Source organism: Exiguobacterium chiriqhucha RW-2 (assembly GCF_000416965.1).
Lineage (GTDB): Bacteria > Bacillota > Bacilli > Exiguobacteriales > Exiguobacteriaceae > Exiguobacterium > Exiguobacterium chiriqhucha.
In genome coordinates this window covers 613,339-639,122 of record NZ_ATCL01000020.1, presented here as the reverse complement: position 1 = coordinate 639,122, position 25,784 = coordinate 613,339, and the positions used below count along the sequence as shown (strand labels likewise).

General features: G+C 51.0%; 31 protein-coding genes. 9 read left to right on the top strand and 22 right to left on the bottom strand.

What is annotated here, in order from left to right; all coding sequences use genetic code 11:
* The first annotated feature begins 51 nt into the window (after window positions 1-51).
* Both M467_RS27360 and M467_RS27355 read left to right on the top strand, forming a co-directional pair.
* Window positions 52-1,275, top strand: coding sequence for an MFS transporter (locus M467_RS27360; RefSeq protein WP_021067391.1), 1,224 nt, complete (start codon window positions 52-54; stop codon window positions 1,273-1,275).
* Window positions 1,276-1,588: 313 nt separating this feature from the next.
* A complete protein-coding gene (locus M467_RS27355; RefSeq protein ID WP_021067390.1) occupies window positions 1,589-2,296 on the top strand; it encodes a class I SAM-dependent methyltransferase in 708 nt (235 codons plus the stop codon).
* Between the two features lie 82 nt (window positions 2,297-2,378).
* On the opposite strand, the gene M467_RS27350 is transcribed toward M467_RS27355, so the two are convergent.
* The gene (locus M467_RS27350) at window positions 2,379-3,290 is read right to left on the bottom strand and encodes an alpha/beta fold hydrolase (protein ID WP_021067389.1); all 912 of its coding nucleotides are present in this window, start codon (window positions 3,288-3,290) and stop codon (window positions 2,379-2,381) included.
* Window positions 3,291-3,424: 134 nt separating this feature from the next.
* On the opposite strand from M467_RS27350, the gene pyrH reads away from it, so the two are divergent.
* Both pyrH and M467_RS27340 read left to right on the top strand, forming a co-directional pair.
* Window positions 3,425-4,162, top strand: coding sequence for a UMP kinase (gene pyrH, locus M467_RS27345; protein ID WP_021067388.1), 738 nt, complete (start codon window positions 3,425-3,427; stop codon window positions 4,160-4,162).
* Window positions 4,163-4,376: 214 nt separating this feature from the next.
* The gene (locus M467_RS27340; RefSeq protein ID WP_158406026.1) at window positions 4,377-5,213 is read left to right on the top strand and encodes a GGDEF domain-containing protein; all 837 of its coding nucleotides are present in this window, start codon (window positions 4,377-4,379) and stop codon (window positions 5,211-5,213) included.
* On the opposite strand, the gene M467_RS27335 is transcribed toward M467_RS27340, so the two are convergent.
* From M467_RS27335 to M467_RS27315, 5 genes are read right to left on the bottom strand one after another with little or no spacing between them, the layout of a single operon-like run.
* Entirely contained in the window at window positions 5,206-6,228 is a 1,023-nt protein-coding gene (locus tag M467_RS27335; RefSeq protein WP_021067386.1) for a serine hydrolase domain-containing protein, read from the bottom strand. The two genes, M467_RS27340 and M467_RS27335, sit on opposite strands and share 8 nt — an antisense overlap.
* Before the next feature lie 28 nt (window positions 6,229-6,256).
* The gene (locus tag M467_RS27330; protein ID WP_021067385.1) at window positions 6,257-6,952 is read right to left on the bottom strand and encodes an HAD family hydrolase; all 696 of its coding nucleotides are present in this window, start codon (window positions 6,950-6,952) and stop codon (window positions 6,257-6,259) included.
* Window positions 6,943-7,602: a hypothetical protein gene (locus M467_RS27325; protein WP_021067384.1), complete on the bottom strand. Its 660-nt coding sequence runs from the start codon at window positions 7,600-7,602 to the stop codon at window positions 6,943-6,945. The genes M467_RS27330 and M467_RS27325 overlap by 10 nt, the downstream gene beginning before the upstream one ends.
* Window positions 7,603-7,636: 34 nt before the next feature.
* Window positions 7,637-8,644, bottom strand: a complete 1,008-nt coding sequence (locus M467_RS27320; protein WP_031200231.1) for a phosphotransferase enzyme family protein — start codon at window positions 8,642-8,644, stop codon at window positions 7,637-7,639.
* A gap of 47 nt (window positions 8,645-8,691) precedes the next feature.
* Window positions 8,692-9,207: an SDR family NAD(P)-dependent oxidoreductase gene (locus M467_RS27315; protein WP_031200230.1), complete on the bottom strand. Its 516-nt coding sequence runs from the start codon at window positions 9,205-9,207 to the stop codon at window positions 8,692-8,694.
* A 178-nt stretch (window positions 9,208-9,385) separates the two neighbouring features.
* On the opposite strand from M467_RS27315, the gene M467_RS27310 reads away from it, so the two are divergent.
* The 3 genes from M467_RS27310 (at window position 9,386) to M467_RS27300 (ending at window position 10,736) form a co-directional block, all read left to right on the top strand.
* A complete protein-coding gene (locus M467_RS27310) occupies window positions 9,386-9,754 on the top strand; it encodes a GNAT family N-acetyltransferase (protein WP_021067381.1) in 369 nt (122 codons plus the stop codon).
* A 131-nt stretch (window positions 9,755-9,885) separates the two neighbouring features.
* The gene (arr, locus tag M467_RS27305) at window positions 9,886-10,302 is read left to right on the top strand and encodes an NAD(+)--rifampin ADP-ribosyltransferase (RefSeq protein ID WP_021067380.1); all 417 of its coding nucleotides are present in this window, start codon (window positions 9,886-9,888) and stop codon (window positions 10,300-10,302) included.
* A 17-nt stretch (window positions 10,303-10,319) separates the two neighbouring features.
* On the top strand, window positions 10,320-10,736 hold the full coding sequence (locus tag M467_RS27300) for a YxeA family protein (RefSeq protein WP_021067379.1): 417 nt from the start codon (window positions 10,320-10,322) through the stop codon (window positions 10,734-10,736).
* A 23-nt stretch (window positions 10,737-10,759) separates the two neighbouring features.
* On the opposite strand, the gene M467_RS27295 is transcribed toward M467_RS27300, so the two are convergent.
* The 5 genes from M467_RS27295 to M467_RS27275 form a co-directional block, all read right to left on the bottom strand.
* The gene (locus M467_RS27295; RefSeq protein WP_021067378.1) at window positions 10,760-11,005 is read right to left on the bottom strand and encodes a hypothetical protein; all 246 of its coding nucleotides are present in this window, start codon (window positions 11,003-11,005) and stop codon (window positions 10,760-10,762) included.
* Window positions 11,006-11,161: 156 nt separating this feature from the next.
* On the bottom strand, window positions 11,162-11,578 hold the full coding sequence (locus M467_RS27290; protein ID WP_021067377.1) for an SRPBCC family protein: 417 nt from the start codon (window positions 11,576-11,578) through the stop codon (window positions 11,162-11,164).
* A gap of 279 nt (window positions 11,579-11,857) precedes the next feature.
* Window positions 11,858-12,904 carry an ABC transporter permease gene (locus M467_RS27285; RefSeq protein ID WP_021067376.1) on the bottom strand — a complete coding sequence of 349 codons (1,047 nt, stop codon included), beginning with the start codon at window positions 12,902-12,904 and terminating at the stop codon, window positions 11,858-11,860.
* Window positions 12,904-13,764, bottom strand: coding sequence for an ABC transporter permease subunit (locus M467_RS27280; protein ID WP_021067375.1), 861 nt, complete (start codon window positions 13,762-13,764; stop codon window positions 12,904-12,906). The genes M467_RS27285 and M467_RS27280 overlap by 1 nt, the downstream gene beginning before the upstream one ends.
* A gap of 382 nt (window positions 13,765-14,146) precedes the next feature.
* Window positions 14,147-14,563 carry a hypothetical protein gene (locus M467_RS27275; RefSeq protein WP_144060666.1) on the bottom strand — a complete coding sequence of 139 codons (417 nt, stop codon included), beginning with the start codon at window positions 14,561-14,563 and terminating at the stop codon, window positions 14,147-14,149.
* 75 nt (window positions 14,564-14,638) lie between these two features.
* On the opposite strand from M467_RS27275, the gene M467_RS27270 reads away from it, so the two are divergent.
* Entirely contained in the window at window positions 14,639-15,046 is a 408-nt protein-coding gene (locus M467_RS27270; RefSeq protein WP_021067373.1) for a hypothetical protein, read from the top strand.
* Between the two features lie 41 nt (window positions 15,047-15,087).
* On the opposite strand, the gene M467_RS27265 is transcribed toward M467_RS27270, so the two are convergent.
* The 3 genes from M467_RS27265 to M467_RS27255 form a co-directional block, all read right to left on the bottom strand.
* The gene (locus M467_RS27265) at window positions 15,088-15,846 is read right to left on the bottom strand and encodes a DUF817 domain-containing protein (RefSeq protein ID WP_021067372.1); all 759 of its coding nucleotides are present in this window, start codon (window positions 15,844-15,846) and stop codon (window positions 15,088-15,090) included.
* A gap of 8 nt (window positions 15,847-15,854) precedes the next feature.
* A complete protein-coding gene (locus tag M467_RS27260; protein ID WP_021067371.1) occupies window positions 15,855-16,715 on the bottom strand; it encodes a metal-dependent hydrolase in 861 nt (286 codons plus the stop codon).
* 221 nt (window positions 16,716-16,936) lie between these two features.
* The gene (locus M467_RS27255) at window positions 16,937-17,932 is read right to left on the bottom strand and encodes a helix-turn-helix transcriptional regulator (RefSeq protein WP_021067369.1); all 996 of its coding nucleotides are present in this window, start codon (window positions 17,930-17,932) and stop codon (window positions 16,937-16,939) included.
* A 115-nt stretch (window positions 17,933-18,047) separates the two neighbouring features.
* On the opposite strand from M467_RS27255, the gene M467_RS27250 reads away from it, so the two are divergent.
* Window positions 18,048-18,893, top strand: coding sequence for an alpha/beta fold hydrolase (locus tag M467_RS27250; protein ID WP_021067368.1), 846 nt, complete (start codon window positions 18,048-18,050; stop codon window positions 18,891-18,893).
* 22 nt (window positions 18,894-18,915) lie between these two features.
* On the opposite strand, the gene M467_RS27245 is transcribed toward M467_RS27250, so the two are convergent.
* The 8 genes from M467_RS27245 to M467_RS27210 all read right to left on the bottom strand — a co-directional run bounded on the left by M467_RS27245 (window position 18,916) and on the right by M467_RS27210 (window position 25,735).
* Complete coding sequence (locus tag M467_RS27245) at window positions 18,916-19,335, bottom strand: YhfM domain-containing protein (protein ID WP_021067367.1); 420 nt, start codon at window positions 19,333-19,335, stop codon at window positions 18,916-18,918.
* Window positions 19,336-19,411: 76 nt separating this feature from the next.
* Window positions 19,412-19,828 carry a YhfM domain-containing protein gene (locus tag M467_RS27240; RefSeq protein ID WP_144060665.1) on the bottom strand — a complete coding sequence of 139 codons (417 nt, stop codon included), beginning with the start codon at window positions 19,826-19,828 and terminating at the stop codon, window positions 19,412-19,414.
* Window positions 19,829-19,909: 81 nt separating this feature from the next.
* The gene (locus M467_RS27235) at window positions 19,910-20,197 is read right to left on the bottom strand and encodes a hypothetical protein (RefSeq protein WP_021067364.1); all 288 of its coding nucleotides are present in this window, start codon (window positions 20,195-20,197) and stop codon (window positions 19,910-19,912) included.
* A gap of 109 nt (window positions 20,198-20,306) precedes the next feature.
* The gene (locus M467_RS27230; RefSeq protein ID WP_021067363.1) at window positions 20,307-21,725 is read right to left on the bottom strand and encodes a glycoside hydrolase family 32 protein; all 1,419 of its coding nucleotides are present in this window, start codon (window positions 21,723-21,725) and stop codon (window positions 20,307-20,309) included.
* 18 nt (window positions 21,726-21,743) lie between these two features.
* Window positions 21,744-23,174 carry a sucrose-specific PTS transporter subunit IIBC gene (locus tag M467_RS27225; protein ID WP_021067362.1) on the bottom strand — a complete coding sequence of 477 codons (1,431 nt, stop codon included), beginning with the start codon at window positions 23,172-23,174 and terminating at the stop codon, window positions 21,744-21,746.
* Window positions 23,171-24,115 carry a carbohydrate kinase family protein gene (locus M467_RS27220; RefSeq protein ID WP_021067361.1) on the bottom strand — a complete coding sequence of 315 codons (945 nt, stop codon included), beginning with the start codon at window positions 24,113-24,115 and terminating at the stop codon, window positions 23,171-23,173. The genes M467_RS27225 and M467_RS27220 overlap by 4 nt, the downstream gene beginning before the upstream one ends.
* A 109-nt stretch (window positions 24,116-24,224) precedes the next feature.
* A complete protein-coding gene (locus M467_RS27215; protein WP_021067360.1) occupies window positions 24,225-25,211 on the bottom strand; it encodes a LacI family DNA-binding transcriptional regulator in 987 nt (328 codons plus the stop codon).
* A gap of 47 nt (window positions 25,212-25,258) precedes the next feature.
* Entirely contained in the window at window positions 25,259-25,735 is a 477-nt protein-coding gene (locus M467_RS27210; RefSeq protein WP_021067359.1) for a GNAT family N-acetyltransferase, read from the bottom strand.
* Window positions 25,736-25,784: the final 49 nt, after the last annotated feature.

The window sequence follows — 25,784 nt, the reverse complement described above, 5'->3', positions numbered from 1 at the left end:
TCATTTTTGTGACATACTGTTCAAAATCTACTTTGAACGGGGACGATGGATATGCGTACTTGGAAACAACCTTTACTTTTACTAGCTGGTGTTGGCATCTCGAACCTTGGGGCCTGGGTGTACTTCATCGCCCTCAACTTGATCGTCCTTGAGATGACGCAATCAGCGTTCGCCGTGTCGGTCCTCTACATCCTCGTCCCGCTCGCGGCCCTGTGCGCGAACGTTTGGTCAGGCTCGGTCATCGACCGTACCGATACACGCCGCTTGATGATGTGGCTTGATGCGCTCCGCGCCGTCGTCGTCTTCAGTCTCGCTTTCATCGACTCACTCGCGCTCATTTATGTGCTCGTGTTTCTGCTGAACATCGCGAGCTCTGTCTTCGAATCGGCCTCCCTCGTCTATATGACGAAGCTTGTCCCGAGCAGTGACCGGCAACGATTCAACGCGCTCAAGAACTTCGTCCAATCGGCCGGGTTCATCTTAGGCCCGGCCATCGCGGGATTGTTGTTCATGATCGGCACACCGACGTTCGCCATTCAGTTGAACGCGTTGGCGTTGCTCGTGTCCGTCGGAATCCTCTCCCTACTACCGAAGCTGTTCACGGCCAGCGACGAGGTCGAAGTGTTCAACCTGCGCATGATTCTCGATGATTGGAAAACGGTCGTCCGATTCGCATCGACCATGCGTTACGTCACACTCGTCTATGGCCTATTCTGCGTCATGACGATTTTCATGTCGGGGCTCGACTCGCTCGAGGCGTCGTTCGCGACGCAAGTGCTCAACTTCTCTGAGAGTCGCTACGGTTTTCTCGTTAGTGTCGCCGGAGCCGGGATTATCACCGGTTCCATCATCAACGCGACGTTCAGTGCCCGGCTAACGTTACCGTTCCTAATCAGTTTCGGTGCCATCCTAACACCTGTCGGCTATCTCGTCTTCGCCTTCTCCGAGTCATTCGTACTCGCAGCAGTCGGGTTCTTTTTGCTCACGTTCGCTCTGTCGTTCGCGAACACCGGCTTCTTGTCGTTCTATCAAAACAACGTCCCGACCGAGCTGATGGGCCGCTTCTCTGGGGTGATCAACGTAGCGGAGTCTGTCTTGATTATCGGGTTGACGTTCGGCATCGGTCTCCTCGCTGAATATGTCGGGATCCGTTCGACGTACGTCGCCTTCTCGCTCTCGTTCTTGCTCGTCGGCTTGGTCACGGTTCGGATTATGCTCGAACGTTCAAAACGAGGGATGTATGAGGCGGTCGTTGTTGAAGAGAATGTCTCGTAATTCCAAACTGCCTCATTTGTAACATAATTATAATAGTTGTAATAAATAGGGATTTTCGAAAATGAATACTCCGCTTCACGCTCTCAAAATCACTTCTTCTTTCGATAATCACTGAACCGAAAGGAAGGACATGGAAGTTTAGACAACGAGCTAGATGGACGCCCCTGAACCCTTTAAACACGATTCACCGGTCCATCTACTACCTTCAAATCCGAGATGAATTAACCTGAATGTCATGTACCTGACATCCTCATATTTGGAAAAAATCGTATAATTAAGGAGTGTTCAAGAAACTATAAAAGCGGGGGATACCATGAAAGAGACGATTCGAACTGAAGAAGATTTATTGCATATGTTGGACTCTCTGTTGAGGGAACCGAGTGAGTTTTGGGACTCGTTTTACGCAGATCGAGACAAGCGCATCCCCTTCTTTGTGAACAAGCCTGATGAAAACTTGGTCAGCTATTTTGAGCGGGATATCCTAGCACCGTGTCACGTGTTGGAGTTAGGGAGCGGTCCTGGACGCAACGCCATCTATTTTGCGGAGAACGGATGTACGGTTGATGCCATCGATTTGTCCATCACGTCGATTGAATGGGCCAAAGAACGCGCCCTTAAGAAACAAGTGGAAGTGAACTTCATGCATGACAATCTGTTTGATGTGAAACTAAAAGAGTCCACCTACGACGTCATTTATGATTCAGGTTGTTTTCACCATATCGCGCCGCATCGAAGAAAACAGTATATCGATTTAGTCTGGAAAACGCTAAAGCCAGACGGTCACTTTGCAATCACGTGCTTCGTGGAAGGTGGCGAGCTCGGCGGCTCGGACATCACGGACTGGGAAGTGTATCGCCGAAGAAACCTGAACGGCGGGCTCGGCTTCACGCCTGAAAAACTTCGGTCCATCTTCCATTCGTTCGAGGAAGTCGAGATTCGCAAGATGCGACAGGCCGACCGTTCTGAAGACGTCTTTGGGGTCCCGGCACTATGGACGGCGCTGTTCAAAAAAACGGACTGAATTCTTATGCTCGACACAGAAAGAGCCGATTGAGACCATTCTCTCAATCGGCTCTTTCTTAGTTGTTGCGGCGACATTCGGCTTATTGTATCGCTTGAGTCATCTGATCAATGTGTTCTTCTACCACAGCAATAATAACATCCGGACGATCTAAATGAATGGCATGCGATGCCTGTTCCGCAATCACCAGCTTGCTAGTCGTTGAGAGCATCGTTTGTTCACGAATGAGTTGATGCCACGTTGCTTCTAATAACCTTAACTCAGATTCAGGAAAACCGTTTAACATGCCTTGTTCGACTTCATGGTCGGCGTCGCGTCCAATCACATATAACGGCATCACACCGAGGTTTCCTAACTGTTTTATGAACCGGGCATCCGCATACCAGTTCTTGACTTCATCAATCATCGTTTTATACAGATTCGGTCTTTGGAAAAATTGAATCAATTCTGCTTGAACATCACTCGGAAGCTTCAGCTGATTGGGTGTCAATACGGTTTGGATACGTCGCGTTAACGCTGATTCGGTTTGCTCTGCATACGCCTCACATTGTTTCAGCCATTCCTCATCCGACGCTCCCTCATTCATGATTGGCAAGTCTAGCGTATCAAGCCTCTCCAAGTCATGCGATGTGGAGTCAACGAGCACGAGTGCAGCCACATCAGATGGATAACGCTTCGCGAAATGCTGGGCGCAAAGTCCTCCGTAGGAATGTCCTAACAAGATGACGGGCTCGTCAATACGCAGAATGTGTAATAGTTCTTTTAAATCGCGTACTGTTGCTTCGGTGTTGCGCTCACCTTGACTCTGCTCACTTCTGCCAATCCCCGGCCGGTGATACAGGATGACCCGATTCATTGCACTTAGCTTCTCTGTCACCTCATGCCACTCCTCGAATGAACAACCCATTCCAGTCATGATGACGATCGGTGTACCATGCTCTCCTTTAAGATTCACTTCAAGTTCTGTCTCAAACACTTTCACAAAATGCTTCATGTATATGTCCCCCCATTCCTCTCCCGTTTCCAACAATCTCACTTTCCATTATAACTGACACCTTAAAATCATTGCTAATTAATTGAAAAAACTATATAATTTTGGAGATTTGGAATCGTAAAGGGAGTGTAACGATGAACAACTATCAAAACGTGCTCATCAAGTTGAGCGGGGCGGCCATCGCCGGCGAGGACAACTCAAATTTCGATGCACACAACCTCGATCAAATTGCGGATGAAATCCTGTCATTGATTGACATGGGCATCAACGTCTCCCTGATGATCGGCGGAGGGAACATCTTCCGAGGAAATATGGCAGACGCATGGGGCATCGACCGCGTCGAGGCTGACAACATCGGCACACTCGGCACCGTCATCAACAGCTTGATGTTGCGCGGTGTCTTGAAGAGTAAGACCGACCGCGAAGTTCGGGTCATGACGGCCATGCCGATTCCGAGCATGGCCGAGCCGTACATTCGGCTGAAGGCACTCACCCATCTGGACAAAGGATACGTCCTCATCTTTGCAGGCGGTAACGGTCAGCCGTTCGTCTCAACCGACTATCCAGCAGTTCAACGCGCGGTCGAGATGCACTGCGACGCCCTGTTCGTCGCGAAGAACGGGATCTCCGGCGTCTATACGGACGATCCGAATCAATCGAACACGGCGAGACAATATACGTCGCTCCACTATAACGACGTATTGCGCCATGACTTGAAGGTAATGGATCAGTCAGCGCTGCTCCTCGCGCGGGACAATCATCTCCCGATCCATGTGTTCGACTTCGAAGAGACGGGCGCGATGAAGCGCATCTGTTCGGGCGAATCTCTCGGCACGTTGATTCACGACGGCCAGACCAACTTAGCGCCATAACTGACGACACCACCGGCACAGATGTCGGTGGTGTCGTTTACTTGATTCATTCGAAGAACGCACTCGCCCCGATTCGAAAAATGAGCTCGTCGTTTTCCATCGATGTTCTATAATGAAGGTGACGGACATCTTTGATTGGTTATTCCCAACATATAGCGGGTAATTGAGGAGGTGGCTCATGGCGAGCCGATTCGAAACAGATGGAGGGATGAACATGAAGCAATGGACCAATGACTCGATTTATTTGTTCGGGCTCATCGCTTGTATGGTTGTCGGCACGATGGCGTACACCGTCCTTTTGTCCGAAAGTAACACCGGCCTTCTCGGCTACTTGATTTTACCCGCCATCGTCTTATCTTCCCTCATCTTTGGGATGCGGGCCGGGCTGACCCTGTCTGTCACGCTTCTCCTCTTTTTATTCATCTATTTCCGATGGTTCGCGTCCATCTATGAAGCAGGAAACGTTCAGTTTTTCAACGGCAGAGGCATCAGTTTTACAGTTCTGCTGCTCGTCATGTCCATTTTGTCCGGCCTCGTCCATCAACTCGTGAAGAACGATCAGCTGTCTCGGCTCGAGTTAGAGGAGCGGGCCCGTCAGCTCGTGGCCGTCGATTCTGAGACGTGGCTCGATAATGCCGAACGGTTTCGGATGGACTTGAATGCAGAACGCGATCGTCTGATTCGCCATGGGGACGCCTTCGCGGTGTCGTTCATTCAAATCCAAGAGCTGAGACAGTTCGAGGAGCGCTATGGACGGACCGAGTATGAATGGTTCTTGAACTACTTCAGCGACGAGCTCCATCTGGCCACGAGACGAACAGATCATAAGTACCGCATCGCCCTAGACACGTTCGCCATCATCTATCCACATACGTCCCCAGAGGCCGCCCGCGTCGTCCATGACCGGATTCGTCCGTTACTCGAACAGTACGAGCTCCAAAGCGGTGAACACGTGTCATTGACGCATGAGGATACGTTTTATGATGTGAATCGAGAAAATGGAAACGCGGTCGTCGACGAAATCATTGCGAACATGTCCGCATTCAGTTGAATGTCGCGCGATATATATCCCCAATCAGACCATCCATTTGGTGCACCCCTAACTCTGCATTCGTCATGATGATTATTGCTTTGCCGATGTACGGGTATGCCACGATCATGCTTTGAAAACCGATTCCCCAGCCGAGTGAGGATAGCTCACGTTGCCCATGCTCCCCGTCAAGAAAGACACCGAGTCCGACGAACGGGTTTGAAGACGAAGCAGACAGCATGTCTTTTACCATCCGAGGAGACAGAACACGACTGTTACCTTTCACCGCCTCCATCATTTCGATGACGACGCGCGACAAATCCTCTGTCGTCGTCCACAATCCGGCCGCCGCTGGATATGGATAGTGCGGGATGATGGGGGCGACGGAATGGCCGTGCTTGTCGTGGCCGCTCGCGAACTTCACACTTTCCACCTCGAAGTGATACCCACTCGCATGCATACCGAGCGGGACGAACAGCTCGTCACGCATCACATCCGCGAACGGACGCTCCATGACGTCCTCAATCAGCAGTTGAATCACACAAAATCCAGCGTCTGAATAATGAAACGTTTGGCCCGGCTTGCCAGTCACATGAACCGGTCCGTCGTGATACGGCGTGTCTCCGTTCAATAAAGCGATCATCGAAGGTCGTCCGAAGGTGACATCAAGCTCTCCGAAACTGTCCGTCGCATCGATGACCCCGGACTCATGACGCAATACTTGACGCAACGTCACCTCGCTACGTTTTGAGGCAACATCTGTGAGTTGCCATGAAACGAGTCGGTCATTCACCGGTTCATCTAACGCTACCTGTCCCGTTTCGACCAACTTCATAACGAGGACACTGGTCAGAAACTTACTCATCGAACAGGCATTGAAGCGCGTGTCAGCCTTCACCCGTTGACCGCTCCACGTCGCCACCGTTCCGAACTGTTTAGAGTCCATGAGTCGCCCGTGTTCAATCCAGGCGATGCTACAACCCGGGACGCGATGGTATTTCATCCGCTCCTCGATATACGCTACATCTAACGGCATCACGCAACTTCCTCTCCTAAAGATAATCTCACCGCATCACAATCAATTCGGACAAATCGTCAATCGAATCATCGGCGTCTGCTTCAGACTCCTCCCAACGGTCGTTCCGTTTCCAAACCGTCCGTATGCCGACTCGCTTAGCGGCTTGAATATCATGGAGCGCGTGATCCCCGACAAACATGGCAGTTCCTGGCGTAACGTCTAATGCCTCGAGAGCCCGATGAAACAGGTCGGGATCTGGTTTCTTCATGCCTTCCCATTCAGAGACGAGAATACAATCGAAATAGTCACGGATCCCTAAACCGTGGATAGACTTCATTTGAAATTCGCCAAATCCGTTCGTGATGATACCAAGTCGAAGACCACGCGCTTTTAAGGCATTCAGCATTGGGTCGAGATTCGGGAACGCGACACAGCAATGGTGAAACCGGTTCACATAGTCTTCGAGCAGTTCTTGTTGAGTGATTCCGCTAATCTCAAACTCCTGAATCAACTGGTCATACACCGCGTCTTTCCATCGATAGCCGTGATGGTCGAGTTCGATGAAGCGCGTGACATAGTCTTGTTCTTCGATACCTGACAGAGGTCCTTTCAACCGCGTATACTGGTCATGGATGAACCGTCGTACGGACTCATCCCGGTCTAGCAGCGTGCCGTCTAAATCGAAGAGCACGGCTTTCAACGCAGATCCATCGGTCGTTTGAATCGGTCGAGTCAACGACATGAGACCGAGTCTTCAAGTACGACCACGGTCTTCAATTCCGTATCGACAATCCGGGTGCGCGTATCGTTTTTCGAGAGCAATACGACCTCGCCCGTCTCATCAAAACAGTAGGCGATTGGAATCGAAAATCCACAGTTCCGGTACGACCCGTCGGCGTGGCTCGTCCCGAGAATGATTGAGCGTTGTTGCATCGCGATTTTTTTCGCTTCACCAGACCAGTCCGCATATTGTTCTTCGCTGAACATGCCGACGCCAATCGGATTAAAGATGAGTTGAATGTTTTCTTCCGATTGGAGTCCGTCAAGCCCCATGAAGATTTCTCGGCAGAGCACATACCCGTATCGGTGACCGTCGTCCTTAACGGTTGAAGGCATGAACAGCGGCATCGTTTCCGGAGTCTTGGCACGGTCTAACAGTGTCTCCCCTCGCTTGTTGATGATGAGGGCGCGGTCCACGTTCTGCTCGTTCCGATAGCCCATCACGACCGCTGTCTGGAATCGCTTCGCTAGTTCCTTGACCTCGTCTAGATGTGTGACCTGACAATAGCCCTCTGGATACAGAATCAAGTCGACCGTAGGGTTCGCTTCAATCTCTTGAATGAATTGTTCTAGGTGTTGCTCCATCTTTGGTTGTCCGATTAGAATTCTCATGATTGGTGACAGCTCCTCAGTACGAATTGTATGTTTACCTTTTTTGATGTAGCCAGGTCAGTAACCGGGAAATTTGCGCGGTATATGTACGTAAGTCATCGATTGTCGGTACGATTTGAAGTGTGCCTTTTGTTTGGTCCGTACGGCCCGCACTTTCGATTTGTAGGGATCGCTTCACGTTGTATTCCAGCCATTTCAACTTTCCGAGACAGCCATACCATAGTACACGTTGCCAATCCACCTCACTTCGCCCTCGTTTCTGTTCATAAGCGTGGATACACGAAACGAAATTGATTTGATTGACGATTCCAGTCTCATCTTGAGACCAATAGAGCGCCGTCTCCACCAAATCCTGCATCGGATGAATCGAACCGGCCGACTCCCAGTCGATGACAAGGGGACGTTCATCATGCCATAGCACATTTTTTGAATCCAAGTCCCGATGGCTGATGACACGTTTTGACGCGAGCGAGTTTGACGATCGAATTGCCTGTCGATGCCACGAATACAAGTCATCCACGTTTTTTTGTAAGTGTTCAACCCACTCGGCTCCTTGTTCGATTCCTTCATGCAAATAAAAGTCCCAATCAATCGCCAGTTCTTCACCGACTTCTTCAAAAGAGACGAGAGCGGTCGTGTCCTCCAGACCATGGAGCGTTGCCAAGATGTCTCCGATTTGCCGACAATGAAACGGTTGAATCTCATGTGGTGATAACCTCGTTCCTTCCACCCAATCGAAGACGAGATAGAACTGACCATCGAGCGTTTGAACTGAGTCACCATCTATGATGTGGGCAGCCAACGCCGGGACTTTTTTCGAAGCCAGATTGGCAATGATTTCAGAGTTGAGAAAATTCTGAAGCGCTTCAGGCCGCTTCAAAATTTGTGGATTCAACAGCTTGATGGCGTACTTCCCACTGGCGGTCTCGATCTGATACATATTATGCATGAATCCACCCGTTACGGCGGTCGGCCCACTTTTCAACTCCCCAAGTCGAGACGCCCGACATAAGTGTTTGAAGAACTCTTTATGTTTTGCCATGTCGATCACGAACCTCACCTCATCAATTTATTTATGTATCATATCCCTCAGTTCCCGTTCATGCCGACAACGTGATATGACTTTTCACTTTGAATCGCTTCAATCACGCCTCCGGAAATCTCTTCATGCGTCAACCAACGCCGACTGCCCTGCTCTACAACATGCCCGAGTTGGACTTGGTGGTAGCGAATCGTATCGGGGATCAACAAGTCCGCTTTGACGTCATCACGTTTCGCCCGGCTCCCAAGGACATGGTACACCGCTGCGTCGTGGAGTTCCGCGATGACAATCGGCAAGGCGTCCGGCGCATCCGAATGAATCCAAGCCACGACGAGATCAATCTTTCCTCGTTCAGCAATCGCTTGTCGCACGGACTGCAGGAAACGCGAGTTATCCCGGTAGTCCACGAACACGGGGTTCAAGCGGTCTGGGCTTTGACGAATCACCCGCTCCATCTTCGCTTCATTTCTCCCAATCACTGACACGGAATAGCCCATGTCGGCCAACCACAAAACGGTATCCGCCAACATCCCGCTCCCCCCAATTACAAATGCATGTCTCATCTGTCTCCTCCTTGCCCTTTCTTTCAACTAACGCGACCGTACAGGAATTGCACTCAAGCAAAGCGAACTGAACGATAGTACTCATTTCAGCCAAGGAGGCCTGGTTCCGATTCAACCGACCGTCTTCACCATCCAACCGATCGAGACGCCATCCGCACTCGACCAATCGTTCACTGTCATGAAAGAGCTTCGCATCGACCTGACCCTTGATATGTATCGTGATCTCGTCATCTCGATGCGACCGCAAGGCTATGAGCTGTATGCGCTGTATGCCGACGACGAAATTGTCTCGCTGGCCGGTATCGAGCTCCGCGTCAATCTGTACCTCGGGAAGCACGTGTTCATCTATGATCTCGTCACGAGTGCCGCGCATCGTTCGAACGGATATGGCGAGATGTTGCTTCATTTCGTCCATGAGTATGCTCGCGATTGTGGCGCGACATGTGTCGCGCTCGAGTCCGGACTTGCCCGGACCGAGGCGCACCGCTTTTATACAGACAAGATGGGATATACCATCACCAGCTATTCATTCCGAAAACAATTGTAGGTATGCAAAAGGGAAGAGCCGGTCGCTCTTCCCGTCTTTATTATATCGTGATTCCGACACCAAAAACAGACTATCTTCTCCTAATTTCAACCACTATACTGGGAAGACACGAAACAAAGGAGAGTTGCCATATGCCGAACGATGCGAAACCGCTCGACCCGGGACCGTTCTTTCACGGGACGAAAGCCGAACTGAAGCTTGGAGAACTACTTGAACCGCGACGTAATTCAAACTATCAAGATAAACAGTCGAACTATATCTACTTTACAGGGACGCTCGACGCCGCCAAATGGGGAGCAGAGCTCGCGAAGTCCGATGCCCGAGAGCGCATCTATCTCGTCGAACCGACGGGTGACTTCGAGAACGACCCGAACCTGACCGACAAGCGCTTCCCTGGCAACCCGACCCGTTCATACCGGTCAAAGGCACCGCTCAAAGTCGTGGCCGAGCTCGGTACGTGGGAGCGCCATCCTGACGAAGTAATCGCGCATATGATCGATTCGCTCGAGAAACTGCGGCTAGTAGGAGAAGATGAAATCGACGACTGACATGAAGGAGAAGCACCTTGAAAATTTCGCACAACAAATGCAAATATTTCTTGATAATCGGTCTCGTCGTGGGACTGCTGTATGCGACGACCTTTATCCCGCAACGGGTCCTCACGACGACACCGTCGAACGTATCCCGGATTCACGTGTTTGACGGGCAGAGCGGCTATGAGCTCTCTATAAGCAATCGCCACGACATATACGTCGTCATGAACAACTTGAATGACATCACGTTTCAAAAAGGAAAGCCAAGTTTCGGCTATATGGGATACTCATATCGGGTCACCTTGTACGATAAAGACGGAGACGAGCTAGACGAATTCATCATCAATAGCGAAGACACGCTCCGCTACAACGGCTTCTTTTACACGGCGCAATCAGGAAAAATCGACTATGAGTTGCTTGATGCATGGATGGACCAAGTCAAGTCATAAGCCGGAGACGACTGACGATCTGATTAGCGGAGCGACTTCTTGACTCGATATTCCGAGAGCAAGGAAATCAAACCGACACTGACAATCGCTGAAATTATAATCTTGAACTGAAAGCCATTGGCCAATCCTTCCATCACATAACCTCTGATTCGTTGCGAAAGACTCGCTTGCGGAATCCAATCAATCACATAGCCGATTCCTAACATACTAGGAAGACTCAGGACGAGATAAATCACGATAAACATGAGCGTAAACGTCTTGATGTTCATCGACTTTTACCTCCATTTCTGTATGCCGATATATAAACAGAAGGCAATCCACACTGAACGAAATCTCGTAGGATGCAAAATAGACACGCTGTATCCATTAAGATGCCAAAATGGATACAGCGTGTCTTTCGCACAAGATCTTCGGATGATGCGACGTTAGTTTCGTTCAGCGTACTCTGTAAAATGATCAAGGATTGCCTGCCAGCCTTGCTGCTGCAACTCAATTGAGTTCATCGATTCTGCATCAAACGTTTCGACTATTTTAGTCTGCTCACCTTCTGAAACAAATGAAATTCTTACTTTACGGTCGTCTTCGAGGCGATATTGAATGAGTTGATTGACTTGAATGTCTTCATACACCCCTTCAAAATCAAAGCCCATACTTTTATCTTTCGCCTCCATCCGACTCCGAAACTTCCCTCCGACAGTCAAATCATTCTCCGCTTCCGTCGTATGCCAGTCTTCAGAGGCATGATTCCACTGTTTGATGTGTTCAGGTTCCGTCCAAATCCGCCATACTTTTTCGATTGGTGCGTCCACAACAGATGTCACAGTCACTGTATTTGGTTTCATATCATGATCTCCTTTGAAATGAATTCCTTCGAAACATCAGATGGTCAACATTAAAGGACATGAATTAAATACGACCATTTGCATCACTATCATTCGATATACATTCGATGAAATCCTCTTTCTACCGTCCTGCTCCTGTTGTGGCGACAACCCCTTATAGACCCGATACGTTGTGGACTGAGGACACCAATGATTCCGTCAGTCAATCGCGTTCAGTCAAATCAGAGAATTGATTTTTAAATCAATTGTTCGAGACGTGTGAAAATTCGGTCATATCAACTAATTTGATGAAGGCTTACTGTTCTGTTGAAACTTACCATCTTCATGTACAAGGGTGAACGGATCCGCGAGGGACGCGGCTGCCGCCTCCGTTTGAGATATCGTCTCTTCCGTGACGACCGCTTCTTGACGCCGTAGCCGGAACGCACGCTCGAGGCGGCTCGTCAACAAGTTGCTGAGGAAGACGAGCAGTGACAGGCCGAGAGCCGGAACGAGGAACATGTGGTTCGTCATCCATGTCGTCGCAGTGAACTGCGTGAAATAAAAACCGAACATCGACGACCATTCAAACAGCGTCGGTCGGACTCCTTCAAACAGGAAGACGGTGCCTCCGAAAAAGACGCCGAACAACGACAGGTGAATGAGCAACATGAGTGTTTGCACGAACTGTTGCATGAAGACGATGACCAACGTCGGAACGAGGTGCGGCCACAGGTGCCGCCGTGTCCTATGCCAGACACTGCCTCCCAACGTCTCGGCAACGATCATAAACTCTTGTTTGAGCAATTGCCGGACCTCTGTAATGAGATAGAGCGTGACCGCAGGCAAGCCGAGCGCCACGAACACCGTCAACTGCAGCGTCACGCGGTCCAGCAGCGGCGGCACCATGGTCGAATCCGCGAAGAAAAAGGACGGGAACAGCATCATCATGGCCAACAAGGAAATCGGTAGAATCAAAAACCCGTCTAACACCATTTTAAAGATTCGGTTCACGCGCGCCCCGCGAAACGCGAGTGGAATCCCAATCAATAGGCCGAACGCCATTCGTCCGAGCGCAACAATCGCACAAATACCAACCGTCCACTTGAAGCCTTCAATCATCATTTGGAACAAATCGTTCCCGGCCCGGTCGGTACCGAACCACTGATCTTTCGAAGGTTCGAGTGGCGGGATGCCAATCAACCGACCTTCGTCGGAGTAACGGTTCAAGAATTGATCGACTTGGCCATCACGGAATACGGTATTGCCGATACTGAGTAACAACAAGCTGACAAATATCACGAATCCGATCATAAATATCGGATCGCGCAGGAGTGCACGACGCATCAGATCCCTCCTTTCCAGGCATTCGGAATGAGCCATTCCGCTACTAAATCCAATAGGAAGATCGGGATATAAACGACCAACAAGATGACGAGCAGAATCGGCATGACCGGGTTATAGACGGCGAACCGGAAAATACCTTGGACGTTAAACAAATACTCGATAATCAACAGACTCGATAGCACCGTGATTAAGTTCGAACGGAAAAAGAGGTAGAAGCGATACACCAAATTCGGCAGCAAGTGTCGCCAGAACAGGGCGGCCGGTCGGACGCCTTTGGCCCGCGCCAGTTCGAGAAACAACGACACTTCTTCCTCGAGGATATGTTTCGTCAACCATTTAAGGAAGAAGAACAGAATCGTGAGCGTCAACGTCACGATCGGCAAAAAGCGTATGTATTCGGCGAACCCACCTGCGACTTCAATCCGATCAAACCCCGTCTTCTTGTAAATCGTGATGGCGAGGAATTGCGAGAAGATGAGCCAAAATAAATCCGGAATCATCTCGAGCGTCTGGCTCGTTTGTTGGAGCACCGTGCGAACGCGCTTCCCGCTCCGATAAAAGAAATAGGCGTACAGAAGGGCGAACCCGACCGAGACGATGAGTGACGTCATAAAGATGATGACCGTCTCTTTCATGAGCGGGGCGAGATCAGGTAGTAACGGTAACTCGCGTTGTGCGGTGACGTTGAAGTATGTAATCTCATCGAGTTTCGCCAACTGGCTGAATTGTTGTTGAATCCCGTTCCAGTAGTTCGCTGGCACGAACTCGAGTTGCACGACGAGTGACGGCAAGGCACTGATCGCAATCAATACAAATATGGTGATGAAAAACTGAGCCGATTTTTGAGCAATCCAATTCATCCGGTTCTCTCCTTTCAAAATACAAGTACATTCTGATAACCGTTTCGAGCTTACTTATAGACCATAACCTATAGGTTCCATAGATCCGATTCCAAAATAAAGAATATCTCTCATCCCAAAGTAAAAAATCTCCATTTACACTGTTATGATTTTATCATAATCATTTATGAATAAAAACAATATTCCGAAAATTTCAGAAATTTAAATAGTCTTTTGATTCGACAGTTTCCAGATTGAAATCAGTGTTGTTACAACTTAACGATATTTATTCCACTCACACATTTGCTTTATCGGAAAAGTAGATTTCACATAATAATTGAATTTTTAGGACGAATGGCAGAACATCATTTTAAAAAAGTATCCTTCTAATCAGAAGAATACTTTAGTATGTTGAAAAGAGCGTATCGCCGTCTTTCGACTTCAGCACATAGTCAACTCCAGTCGAATTCACTTTCGTCAACGTGACGGTACAATCAAACAACGTGCCAGGCCCATATGCGACGTCCTCCGGTATGTCTGAAAAATCGTAAGACTCCTCTTCAAACCAGAGCGTCACGCCGCCTTGTTTCGACTGATTGTCAACGACGTAGCACTTCCCAGTTTCCGTCTCATAACGGCCAAGCGCGCGGTCATATGTATCGGGTACGGCGATCATAAAACAAATGATTGCGATGCATATGCTGAATATAGCTCCTAGCAATTTCATCAGTTTGCGCTCGCTCCGCCACTGTAATGCATACATAAACGTCGAGAGCACACACATGAATCCGACAAACCAAAACATAAATATTTGTGCCAACCTGATCACCTCTTTCATATTATACGAATATTGTCGAAAAATGTTTCATCATCCTATCAGATTAAGGAGTCCTATATGGCCCACTTTCTCAAATTACAAAACCTCTCCATCCTGCTCGCGCTCACCCTACTCTTAAACATTCAACTGCTCGCCAACAGCGAACGGCTTTATTTGTTGATGGGTGATGCTTATATGCTAGCCATCACTATGTTCGGTCTTGTTTCACTCATCTTGTTCACGCGGCTCATCATCAAACGTATCAGGCAACTCGCACCTTCACCATGGAACCTATCCCTGTACGTGTTATGGCTCCCTTATTTGGCGCTGTTCACCTATGTCTGGACACAAATCGTCCCCGCCCCTGGTGAAGCGGCATGGCCAAGTCCGGTCGTCGGGCTATTGATCATCGCGCTCACGATCATATTCCCGCTCTATGTGTTCATCGTCCATATGGTCGCCCGCTCCAAACAACCAACGACGTAACCTAAAAACGTGTGCAACCCGAAGCGGGTGCACACGTTTTTTCATGATAGTTCCTGTCTCCGCTTCTGCCACGCCACCAACAAAATACTGATGATGACGAGCAGGAACCACGACGACAGCTTGCCGAGGTCGACGAGCGCCCAACCGCTCAACTGATTCGGGTACGCCCAACCGTTGTAGAACGTGACGATATTTTCCGCGAACCAGATGAAGCAGGCAATCAAAAAGAAGGCGACGACGACGGGCATCGTGAAACGTCGGTCGTCGAGCCGGTACGTGACGATGGACCGACCGAAGACGAGAAAGACGAGGCCGATCAACACCCAGCGTAAATCGAGCCAGATGTGGTGCCAAAAGAAGTTGAAGTAGATGGCAATGCCCAGGCCGAACGCGATGAGCGGCGGTGGCATCTTGAGAAATTCCAAATCGAGGCGGCGCCACGATTGGACGACGTAGCTGCCGACGCTCGCATACATGAAGCCTGCATAGAGCGGCACACCGAACATTTTTGTCAGCGCCTCGTCCGGGTAGCTCCACGACCCCATCTGGACTTTGAACAGCTCGAGGCCGAGCCCGATGACGTGGAACCAACTGATGACCTTCACTTCTTCCATCGTCTCGAGCCCGGTCTTGACGAGCACGACTTGGACGAACAGACACCAGATGAGGAGGATGTCGTAACGCGGAATCGGGAAATCGAACCATTTCGTCAACGCGAGCGCCCCGAAGATGGCGACGGGGAAGATACAGCTGAGTGCCTGTTCGTAACCGAAAATGAATAAATACCGGAGACGTCGCACGGAATCACCTACAATTCGATGTATTCGTAAAGGAATGACGACTCGCCATCAAAGAAGCGCGGATCGTATAAACCGAGCCGCTCGTCATCCTCGACGACGACCACGAACGGGGACCACTGTTTGAGCGTGATTGCTTCTTTATTTTCGGCGAAGAGCGGTGCAAGATCTGCATCGTCGGCACTCGTCAACTCGTATTGGACTTCAGGATTTTGATAGACCGAGTCGCTGTAAATCGACACCGACTCATCGGTCTTCGTGATCACGGTGAACTGGGTCGGGATGAACGAGGCTGACAGCGCCACTTTTTCGTGATCGGCGGCGTACGACTGATACAAGTACGCCCCTTGCGCACTTTGAATCAAGACGTGCACGACAATCGCGGCCCAAGCGTAGCGATACACCGTATGACGGACGTCCACTCGACGTGCGATGAGCCAGGCGACGAGGAAGATGCCCCAATAGACGAAATCGACAATCGGGATGACGCCGAACGTGACCCGGACATCGGATAACGGTTCAAAGTAACCCGTCCCCCAGGCGTTGAACAAGTCCGCCGTATTATGGATGAACACCGACAAGAGCGCCCACCAGAAATAGCGGATATCGGTCACCTTGAACAAGAGACGCACGAGTATGTAAATGAGTAGTGCGAACAACGGGACGAGGAAAATCGAATGAGTGATGCCGCGGTGCCACATCTGATACATCCCTTCCGTGTCCCATAGTCGCGAGATGACGTCACTATCTGGGATTTGACTCCCGACGAGCGTCGTGACGAACAAGGCCCGTTTTTCGTTTGTTTGTAAGTCTCGCTTATCGGCCGCCCCGTAGAGCGTCAAGCCGAATAGCGTATGGGTAATGGTATCCAACGGTCTCCTCCTTTTGATGATGGAAAAGACATCCCCCTCATGACGAGAAGGATGTCCGTCCTAACTTATTTCTCTTGGTCCATTTTCATGGCGCGTCTTGCGACGACGGCGACAAAAATGACAGCGACAATCGGAATGATTAAAGGCATCCAATTCAACATCCGCCTGTCCCCCTTCTACAAGTGTCGCAAGCAGTATATCATACCTTCATTTCAATCGTTTCAGTGAATGCTCGCCTTCGCATAACGTCCGGCCATCGCCTCGATCGTCTCGCGCATGTGGTCGCGGAGCGTCACCGGTTCGAGCACCTCGACTTGCGTACCGAGCGACAACAGCCAGAAGACGAAGCCGTCAGATACGGCCGCGTCAAATCGAATCAGGAAGCGGTCTCCGTCTTGCGTGATCGAGACGTCTTCACCGAGCTTATCGAAGATGACCGGAAGGACCCGCTCGTCGACGGCGAGGACGATTTCCTCGTCGAGCCCGTTGTACATGTTGAACGACTTTTGGAAGTAGTCGTCCGGCAAATGTTGTTTCATGCGCGGCGTGTCGTCCTCGACGATTTCTGAGTTGACGATGCGGTCGACACGATAGTTGCGGATTTCCCCGATCGACTCATCGATGCCGATTAAATAATACTGCTCATGGTTCCAATGGAGGTCAATCGGATTGACGACGTAACGTTCGCCGTCACGGCGGAGCGGGAACGTCCGCTTCGTGGTGTCAAAGCCGACGACGTCCGTGTATTGGAACGAGATCGCTTTTTGTTCTTGAATCGCACGTTGGATGCGATCGATATGGTACGGAATCTGTCCGTGTTTCTTCTTCGGTGTCTTGATAATCGACTGGAGCGTCTCCGCTTCCGGGATGCTCGTCAGTTTTTGAAGTTTCTCGACAATCCGCTCTGTCACGTCTTCCGAGATGAACTTCGCCGCGACGATGGCGTCGACCATCATCCGGAGCTCATGGATTTCAAACAAGCGGGCCGAATGCCAATATTTTTTGGCGAGACCGTTCTTCTCGAGCTCATCCTGCACCTCGAATCCCGAATCGGTCAATGCTTGGATGTCGTCTTTCACTGATTTTTTTGCTAACTTAGAAGTATCTCCGATAGTAGATAAATATTCGAGCAAGTCCTCTAACGTCTTTGGATGATTGTCATCTGTGTGGCGTTCGAAAAACCGTCTCACCTCGAGTAACCGTTCTCGGTTGTTCACGGTTTAATCCCCTTTCATTTCTCTATGTAAAATATGTATAAACAGACAGTAGCATGTTATTTCCATGAAATAAAGTTATTTTCCATTACAATCGGTTTAAGGAGGCTATTCCGTTTTGAAACATTACGCGCACGTCAACGGCACGAAAATCGAATATATGGACCGAGGTCACGGTCCGGTCATCATCCTGATTCATGGGACCCAGTCGTCAAGCCTCGAACCGTACCATGTGGACCGGCTCGTCGTGTCCGGTTTTCGGGTCATTGTCCCATCCCGTCCCGGTTACGGTGAGACTCCGTACTCATTTTCGGCTTCCCCTCAAGCGTTCGCCGCTAGCTTGCGTCGCTTGATGGCAGTCATGGCGATCGATCAGTATCATGTGTACGGCATCTCAGCCGGGGGACCAACCGCCATCGAGCTCGCGTCGCAGAATGAGCACGCACTCAGCCTGACACTCGCGGCCGCCGTGACGAGCGTTGTCGACTTCCCCTATCGGCAATACATCAGCCGTAACGTCGCCCAACCTGCGTTCATCGCGCTACAGTTCGCCATGAGAAAGTTCGTCCTCCGGGCGATTCAAAAACAGCCGTTCGAAGCGACGGCCCGCATGATTCAATCGACGAGCCTGCTCGCACTCGATGTCATTCGTGACGAAGTGACCCCGTACGATATCTTCTTATTGAAACGGGTCGCGAACCAAATGGCGTTCGGTCTCGGTGCCCAGTTCGACCTGCGGCAACAAGTGACCGATGAAACGCTGCTCGGAGTAACGTGTCCGACGTATATCGTCCACTCCAAAAATGACAAGGCCGTGCCGGTCCGCCACGCGCATCATGCGAAGCGACTCATCCCGCACGCCCAGCTCACCATCTTGAACAGCCCCGGCCATCTGATTTGGATTGGTCGTCAAGCGCGGAAGAGCGAGCAACAAATCGAGCGCTTTATCCGCTTCAACTCGTAAGACGCCATTCCAGGCGTCTTTTTTAGTCGCCTGACTCGAGCAGATCAATCAATTCCTCCGTCACGTCAGCCGGGAGGCGGTACCCGATGTTCGTGTCGTCCGCGTCGTACAGGCTACTGACGGATTTCGGATCATCGTTCAGCCAGAGGTAATAGCGATCCGTCTCCCCGTCCTCGAAGTGGACCTCAATATCGTATTCAGGACCGACCGAATTGGCGACACCGGGAAGCTCGTCCGCCTTACGCAGCATGTCTTCGAATACTCGAATCGATTCCGACTCGTCGAACGTGACGACATCGCGCTCTTGGAAACTTGAAAAACCGTCCGATTTCGAGACGCGGACTTCTTCAATCCCATCCGTCCGAAAATCGTTCGAGCCGCAGCCAGTCAAAGTAAGGGCTAATATTATATAACCAAGAACTGACATATGACGTTGTTTCATAAATAGACTCCCTTTGTTTGTGTATGGTTGATATACGCGATGAAAGCTAGTAAAGTTCCCATCACATGTCTATCGATCACTCATCCACCCCGAGCACTTGAATCAACCGACTCGTCATGTCTCCCGACACGCGGTAGATGAGGTGCGGATGGGTCACGTCCATCAAATAGCTCGGTTGCTGCTTCTGACCGAGCCAAAGATGATACTGCGCCATCACTCCGCCCTTCCAATGAAGTTCCAGGTCAAAGTCCGGTTCCCTGTGAATGGAATCTTCGAGCGCATCATCTGCATTGCGCAACATGTCTGCGAACGGTCTCACTTTTTCGATTCCATTGAACATAATGAAATCTGTATCATTGAACGAACCGATCCCTGACGATTCAGTAACTCGCGCTTGAATCATTTCTTCGTTGTTCAATTCATCATGATCTGGTTCCATGAATGCCTTAATCATCACCGAAGCCCCTGTCAATATGGCTCGATTTAGTTTCATGCCTTTCACCCCATTCACGTTGATAGTCATTATTTACGAGAATCCGGACGAAAGGTTTCACAATTTCTGACATCGGATCATTCACGCCCGTCTCCTCGTTCGCTCCAAGAAAATCGGCAACAGGTTCAATAGAATCGAGATGCTGGTGAGAACCCATAAAGCCCGTCCCATGCCAGGGATGACATCTGCCAACGCACTCCAATCCTCCGCTTCGACCCAGACTGATAAATAGCTGTAATCTGCACACACCGTCAATGCGGTCAAGGACAACGCAATCGCCATCGGTAGCTTATAGTCTTTCCCGACGCTGAACGTATACAAATTGACCAGTGTCGCGCCAATCGCGAGCAATCCTAAAACTATCCACATGTAATCCATCCCCTATACCATATGTAATTTATTCCCTATTTCTAGAATAGCATATAGAGCACATTGTATAGAGAAATAAAAAAAAGCCGAGCCGAAGCTCAGCTTTTCCTTATTGGTACGTCCAACCGGTCAGGCTCGCAGTCGCGCCTTCGTAGCGCAACTGTTTCTCAAGCTCACTAGGGAAGACGCGGAGTGTGGCGACCGCCTCACCGTCATTGACGAAGCATTCGACACTTGAAGAGTCGACGAACACGTGAAGCGACGTCACATGAATCGCTTTCGTCCGTGTCGTGCCATACTCGGTCGCGAACGGCTCACCGGCATTCGTCCGATCGATCGTCAATTCGCCTGCCGACGCGTCGTAACGGATGACGAGTGACTCGTCGCCGACTTGTAGCAAATCGAGGCTGAAGTCCGACCCATCCGTTTTCATCTCCAGCTCGTACCGCTCCGGTGTCGCGACGCTGACTGACTTGCCGGACGCGTTAACAAATTTGTCTTGGCGAAGCGTTGTCATCTCCGCCACCGGACGTTGCTTGAGCGACCCGTCCTCGATTGTGAGCACACGCGGTAGTGTCAAAGCATGAGCCCAGCCGAACCGGTCCGTCGGATACTCGATTTCCGGGAGTCCCATCCAACCGACGAGAACGCGACGTCCGCCCTGTTCTGTCGTCTGTGGGGCGTAGAAATCGAAACCGAAGTCGAGTTCCCCGAACACGCCGTGTGTGAATGTCAACGTCTCAACATCGAGCTTGCCAATCAAGAATCCAGATTGATAGATGTTGTGATACTGATGCCCATCCGGTTCAATACCTTGCGGCGAGAAGACGAGGACGTGCTGTCCGTTCAGTTCGAACACGTCGGGACATTCCCACATGTAGCCGAACTGTTCGAGTCCCGTCTCAATCTCACCGAGGAACGTCCACTCGTCCAAGTCGCTCGAGCGGTACAAGACGACGCAACCCGTCTCATCCGTGCGTTGTGCCCCGACGACGGCGTAATAAACACCGTCCTCGAGCCACACTTTCGGGTCACGGAAATGTTCCGTGTACCCGGCCGGCACATCCGGAATTGCGACGTTGCGACGCTCAATCTTTCCATCTCGTAACACGCCGATCACTTGCGAGGCGTGACGCGTCCAGTCATCCGTCCGGTGATTGCCCGTATACATGACGTGGAGTTCTCCGTCCTTCACGAACCCGCTGCCTGAATAGGCACCGTGTGAATCTTCGGTCGTCTCCGGGACTAACGCCACCCCGCGGTCCGTCCACGTGACGAGGTCGGGTGATGTGACATGATACCAATGCTTGAGACCGTGTACCGGTCCAAGCGGGAACCACTGATAAAACATGTGATATTCCCCGTTGTAATACGTGAATCCGTTCGGGTCGTTCAGGAGTCCCGTCGGCGGTTGGATATGGTATCCGAACCGCCACGGGGAAGCCGCCGTCTTTGTGCGGAGCGTCTCCATCTCGAGGGCACTCACGTCACGTAACGAGCGATAACGCTCTGCCTTCGTCCAACTCATAACATCACTTCCCTTTTCTTAAGCTGCTTCTTTTACTGCTTCTTTTTTCGCTTGGCGTTTTGCGAGCACGAACGTCAATCCGAAGGCGACCGCGAAGGCAATGGCCATCCCGATGATATACGAGACGATTGACGCTGGTGCAATCGAGATAATCCCTGGAAGACCTGCCGCACCGAGGGCGACGGCGAGGACTTCACGTCCGACGATGAACGCCGAGGCAATTCCTGAGCCGATGATGGCCGCGATGAACGGATAGCGTAGTTTCAAGTTGACCCCGAACATGGCCGGCTCCGTGATTCCGAGGAGTGCCGAGATCCCAGATGCCGAAGCGACACCTTTCATCTTTTGATCACGTGTCAAGAAGAAGACGGCGAGTGTGGCCGCACCTTGCGCGACGTTCGACATCGCTGCGATCGGGAAGATGAACGACCCGCCTGTGCGGGCGATATCCGCGAGAAGTTGTGTCTCGATGGCGATAAAGCTGTGGTGCATCCCTGTGATGACGATTGGTGCGTACAAGAGACCCATGACGAGACCGCCGAAGAAGCCGAGTGAGTCGTACGTCCAAACGAGACCGTCGATAATCAAGTTACCCGCTTCACGCGTGATCGGTCCGACGAAAGCGAACGTGACGAACGCCGTGATGAGGAGCGAGAGGAGCGGTGTGAGCAAGATATCGAGTGAAGCTGGCATGAATTTACGGATATTGATTTCAAGTTTCGACAAGATATAAGCGGATACGAGGACCGGTAACACTTGTCCTTGGTAACCGAGCTTCTCAATCTCAAAGCCGAGAATATTCCAAACCGGGATATCGCCAACCGTTGCTTGCGCGTAGGCGTTGACGAGATCCGGGTGAACCATGATCATCCCGAGCGCGGCGCCAAGGTACGGGTTACCCCCAAACCGCTTGGCGGCGGAGAAACCTATCAGGACAGGTAAGAAGACGAAGGCGGCGTTGGCGAACGTGTTGATCATCGCGGCGAGGTCGGCGATGCCAGGGTACTGGTCAATCAATGAGCTGCCTTCGAAGAACAAATCAGGTGCCGTGAGCAAGTTGTTGATCCCCATCAAGAGACCACCGGCGACGATGGCCGGGATGATCGGGACGAAAATATCAGACAACATCTTAACGAACTGTTGGAGTGGGTTGCCTTTCTTCGCACCGGCCGACTTGACGTCGCTTGTCGACATATCGCCGAGGCCTGTCAGTTGAGCGAATTCGGCGTATACCTTGTTGACCGTACCTGTACCGATGATGATTTGATATTGGCCACCCGTCGAGAACGTCCCTTTGACGACGTCTAAGGCGTCCAACTTCTTCTCATCGACTTTCGATTCGTCGTTCAAGACGAGGCGGAGCCGGGTCGCACAGTGGGCCGCGGCGGCGACGTTGTCTTTTCCGCCGATTGCCTCTAAAATCGCTTCTGCTTCTTGTCTGTAGTTCATGCTGGTTTCCCTCCTAGCGCTTCAAGCACGCGTTGTTGTGTTGGTATGGCTGGAATCGCGCCGTATGCCGTGCATGTCAATGCACCGGTCACGTTCGCATATTCGATGTCCTGCAAGAGTCGGTCATCATCCATCCCGTGTGTCGACAACCGATACAGATACGCTCCGACGAAGGCGTCGCCCGCTCCCGTTGAATCGATGCTGTCGATTTTTACTGATGCAATCACTTCATTACCTTCTTTTGTCGCAATCAGCGTCCCGCGTGAGCCGAGCGTGATGGCAATTCGTTTTGCTCCCGTTTCGAGAAGCGACGCGACCGCTTGATTCAAATCTTCAAGTCCGGTCATCAAGTGCGCCTCTTCTTCGCTCAACTTGACGAAGTCCGCTTCGGCGATGAAGTGGAGCGAATCTTGTTTGAACGCCTCGAGGTCGGTCACGAGCGCGTCCCGATAGTTCGGGTCGAACGAGACGAACAGGCCGTCACGCTTGGCGAACTGGAGCAGTTTGAAATAGGCGTTCTTTAACTCGCCGTCGAGGAGTGCCGTCGCCGAGCCGAAGTGGACGATGTCTCCAGGCTTGAATGCCGACAAGTCAATCGACTCGAAGGCATAGTCGCCATCGCTGCCGCGGCGGAACGTGAAGTCTCGCTCTCCGTCCTCTTGAATCGAGACGAACGCGAACGTCGTGTCCCCTTCCTCCACCAAGTTTTCGACACCGACACCGTTGTCGACGAGCGTCTGTTTTAAAAATCGGCCGAACGGGTCAGCCCCGACTTGACCAAGGAAACTTGAGCTTCCCCCGTGTTTACTGACGACGGCCGCGACGTTTGCCGGTGCTCCCCCTGCTTTCTTCACGAATGTCGTTCCGTTGACGAGGTCGCTCGACGCGTCCCCACAAACCCAATCAATCAATAGTTCACCAATGCAATGTACGGTGTTCATCCGTCCACCTCCATGTCCAAATGTGTTGCTTCGTAGCTTCTATCGAACCGGTTCCATAAGCGAATAAAAAATGTTGCGGAACCGGTTCCGCAACACAAATGTAAACGATTTAATTTAAAATGTCAACGCTTTCGCGCAGTTTTAATTCAAAAGTTGTGAACGTTTTCATCGGGATGGTTTCACCTGTTAACAACTGGAGAATCATGTCAGCCGCTCGGGACCCGGTCCGACGGTATGGAAGGTGGACCGTCGTGATCGACGGATGGAGCACTTCGGTGAAATCATAGCCTCCAAATCCACTCACCGAGATGTCGCCCGGGACCGTTTTGCCGGCGTTGGCAAGTCCCTTCAACACGCCGAGAGCGATGTTGTCGGTCGCACAGACGACGAGTGACGCCGACAGCTCATGCCCTATCTGAGCCCCAATCGGAATCGCGTCATCGATTTTAAATGACGTCGTGTACGTCTTCACATCCGCCCCTGCCTCGTTGAAGGCGCGTAAGAAACCGTCACGTCTCGTTTGACCGACGGCGATGTCGTACTCCTCGACGCCCACATAGATGATATCGCGATGTCCCCAATCCATGAACTGCTTTCCGAGGGCGTACGCCGCGTCAAAGTCGGGATAAACGAGGCTATGAACGTGTCCATGTTCCTGACCGATCAATAGGACCGGGATTTGAATGTCTTGTATTGCCTGTAAGTGCCGTTCCGTCACGGTCGTCCCGAGCCAGATGATGCCGGCCACTTTCTGTTTCGCCAAGTTATACAACTGCTCGATCTCGCGTTCGGTCTGTTGGGCCGTGTTGACGACAAGCATTTGATACCCGCGTTCGGTCAGTCGTTCATCGATGCCCATCATCGTCCGCGAAGCAGCATAGGAATCGAGCCGCGGTACGATGACACCAATCATTTTTGTCTGTTTCGACTTTAAGCTTTGCGCGAACTGGTTCGGCTCATAGTTCGTCTCTTGGATGACGCGCTCAATCTTGTCGCGGGTCGCCTGTCCGACCGAGCCCCCGTTCAAGTAACGGGAGACGGTGCTTTTCGCGACCCCGGCCAGTTTGGCGATGTCGTTGATTGTCACTTGTTTCATCTCAAAAACCTCCATACGAAAAAACTGACGCGTCAGACGCTGTCAGTTCAGTGGTTGATTACATATCGTTTTTTAAAGTTTAAATAGTAAAGGCCGTTCCGTTTCTCGAAGCCGTTCTTCTCGAGGACATGGCGTACCGCTTCCTGATGCGGACTCGTCGGCGGGATGCCGGCGCGGACCGTATGCCCTTCTTTCAAATCGGACTGCTCGAGCGCGAGGCGAAGCCCTTCAGTCGCATAACCCTTGTCTTTGAATGGGTCGAACACCATCAAATCAAGCTGATAGACGCGAGCCAGTTTCAAGAGCAACACTTTTCCGACGACTTGACCATCGACACGGAGGTCGTAATAGAAGTCCTCCCCATAGCTATGGGCGTCGGCTGAGTACACCTGCTCTTCGCCCATCTCGACAAAGATGCCTTTTAACTCTTCGGCTGACATGCCGTAAGAACTTTGACCGTATTTTTTAAAATGCTCATATTCGATCTCATCAATCTGACGAATAGGTTGACGCACGATTTCCATCCCGTGCCCTCCTTAACAGTTATCTCATTGTCTTTCCACACTCATTATA

What these genes read in the sequence shown, in the direction of transcription:
- pyrH (WP_021067388.1), top strand. Translation starts at nt 3,425, where the DNA reads ATGAACAACTATCAAAACGTGCTCATCAAGTTGAGCGGGGCGGCCATC.
- M467_RS27230 (WP_021067363.1), bottom strand. Translation starts at nt 21,725, where the DNA reads ATGAGTTGGACGAAGGCAGAGCGTTATCGCTCGTTACGTGACGTGAGT.
- M467_RS27310 (WP_021067381.1), top strand. Translation starts at nt 9,386, where the DNA reads ATGAAAGAGCTTCGCATCGACCTGACCCTTGATATGTATCGTGATCTC.
- M467_RS27215 (WP_021067360.1), bottom strand. Translation starts at nt 25,211, where the DNA reads ATGAAACAAGTGACAATCAACGACATCGCCAAACTGGCCGGGGTCGCG.
- M467_RS27330 (WP_021067385.1), bottom strand. Translation starts at nt 6,952, where the DNA reads ATGTCGTTGACTCGACCGATTCAAACGACCGATGGATCTGCGTTGAAA.
- M467_RS27235 (WP_021067364.1), bottom strand. Translation starts at nt 20,197, where the DNA reads ATGTGGATAGTTTTAGGATTGCTCGCGATTGGCGCGACACTGGTCAAT.
- M467_RS27325 (WP_021067384.1), bottom strand. Translation starts at nt 7,602, where the DNA reads ATGAGAATTCTAATCGGACAACCAAAGATGGAGCAACACCTAGAACAA.
- M467_RS27220 (WP_021067361.1), bottom strand. Translation starts at nt 24,115, where the DNA reads ATGAACACCGTACATTGCATTGGTGAACTATTGATTGATTGGGTTTGT.
- arr (WP_021067380.1), top strand. Translation starts at nt 9,886, where the DNA reads ATGCCGAACGATGCGAAACCGCTCGACCCGGGACCGTTCTTTCACGGG.
- M467_RS27360 (WP_021067391.1), top strand. Translation starts at nt 52, where the DNA reads ATGCGTACTTGGAAACAACCTTTACTTTTACTAGCTGGTGTTGGCATC.
- M467_RS27290 (WP_021067377.1), bottom strand. Translation starts at nt 11,578, where the DNA reads ATGAAACCAAATACAGTGACTGTGACATCTGTTGTGGACGCACCAATC.
- M467_RS27350 (WP_021067389.1), bottom strand. Translation starts at nt 3,290, where the DNA reads ATGAAGCATTTTGTGAAAGTGTTTGAGACAGAACTTGAAGTGAATCTT.
- M467_RS27270 (WP_021067373.1), top strand. Translation starts at nt 14,639, where the DNA reads ATGGCCCACTTTCTCAAATTACAAAACCTCTCCATCCTGCTCGCGCTC.
- M467_RS27335 (WP_021067386.1), bottom strand. Translation starts at nt 6,228, where the DNA reads ATGCCGTTAGATGTAGCGTATATCGAGGAGCGGATGAAATACCATCGC.
- M467_RS27315 (WP_031200230.1), bottom strand. Translation starts at nt 9,207, where the DNA reads ATGAGACATGCATTTGTAATTGGGGGGAGCGGGATGTTGGCGGATACC.
- M467_RS27320 (WP_031200231.1), bottom strand. Translation starts at nt 8,644, where the DNA reads ATGGCAAAACATAAAGAGTTCTTCAAACACTTATGTCGGGCGTCTCGA.
- M467_RS27295 (WP_021067378.1), bottom strand. Translation starts at nt 11,005, where the DNA reads ATGAACATCAAGACGTTTACGCTCATGTTTATCGTGATTTATCTCGTC.
- M467_RS27245 (WP_021067367.1), bottom strand. Translation starts at nt 19,335, where the DNA reads ATGAAACAACGTCATATGTCAGTTCTTGGTTATATAATATTAGCCCTT.
- M467_RS27225 (WP_021067362.1), bottom strand. Translation starts at nt 23,174, where the DNA reads ATGAACTACAGACAAGAAGCAGAAGCGATTTTAGAGGCAATCGGCGGA.
- M467_RS27280 (WP_021067375.1), bottom strand. Translation starts at nt 13,764, where the DNA reads ATGAATTGGATTGCTCAAAAATCGGCTCAGTTTTTCATCACCATATTT.
- M467_RS27340 (WP_158406026.1), top strand. Translation starts at nt 4,377, where the DNA reads ATGAAGCAATGGACCAATGACTCGATTTATTTGTTCGGGCTCATCGCT.
- M467_RS27210 (WP_021067359.1), bottom strand. Translation starts at nt 25,735, where the DNA reads ATGGAAATCGTGCGTCAACCTATTCGTCAGATTGATGAGATCGAATAT.
- M467_RS27285 (WP_021067376.1), bottom strand. Translation starts at nt 12,904, where the DNA reads ATGCGTCGTGCACTCCTGCGCGATCCGATATTTATGATCGGATTCGTG.
- M467_RS27355 (WP_021067390.1), top strand. Translation starts at nt 1,589, where the DNA reads ATGAAAGAGACGATTCGAACTGAAGAAGATTTATTGCATATGTTGGAC.
- M467_RS27240 (WP_144060665.1), bottom strand. Translation starts at nt 19,828, where the DNA reads ATGAAACTAAATCGAGCCATATTGACAGGGGCTTCGGTGATGATTAAG.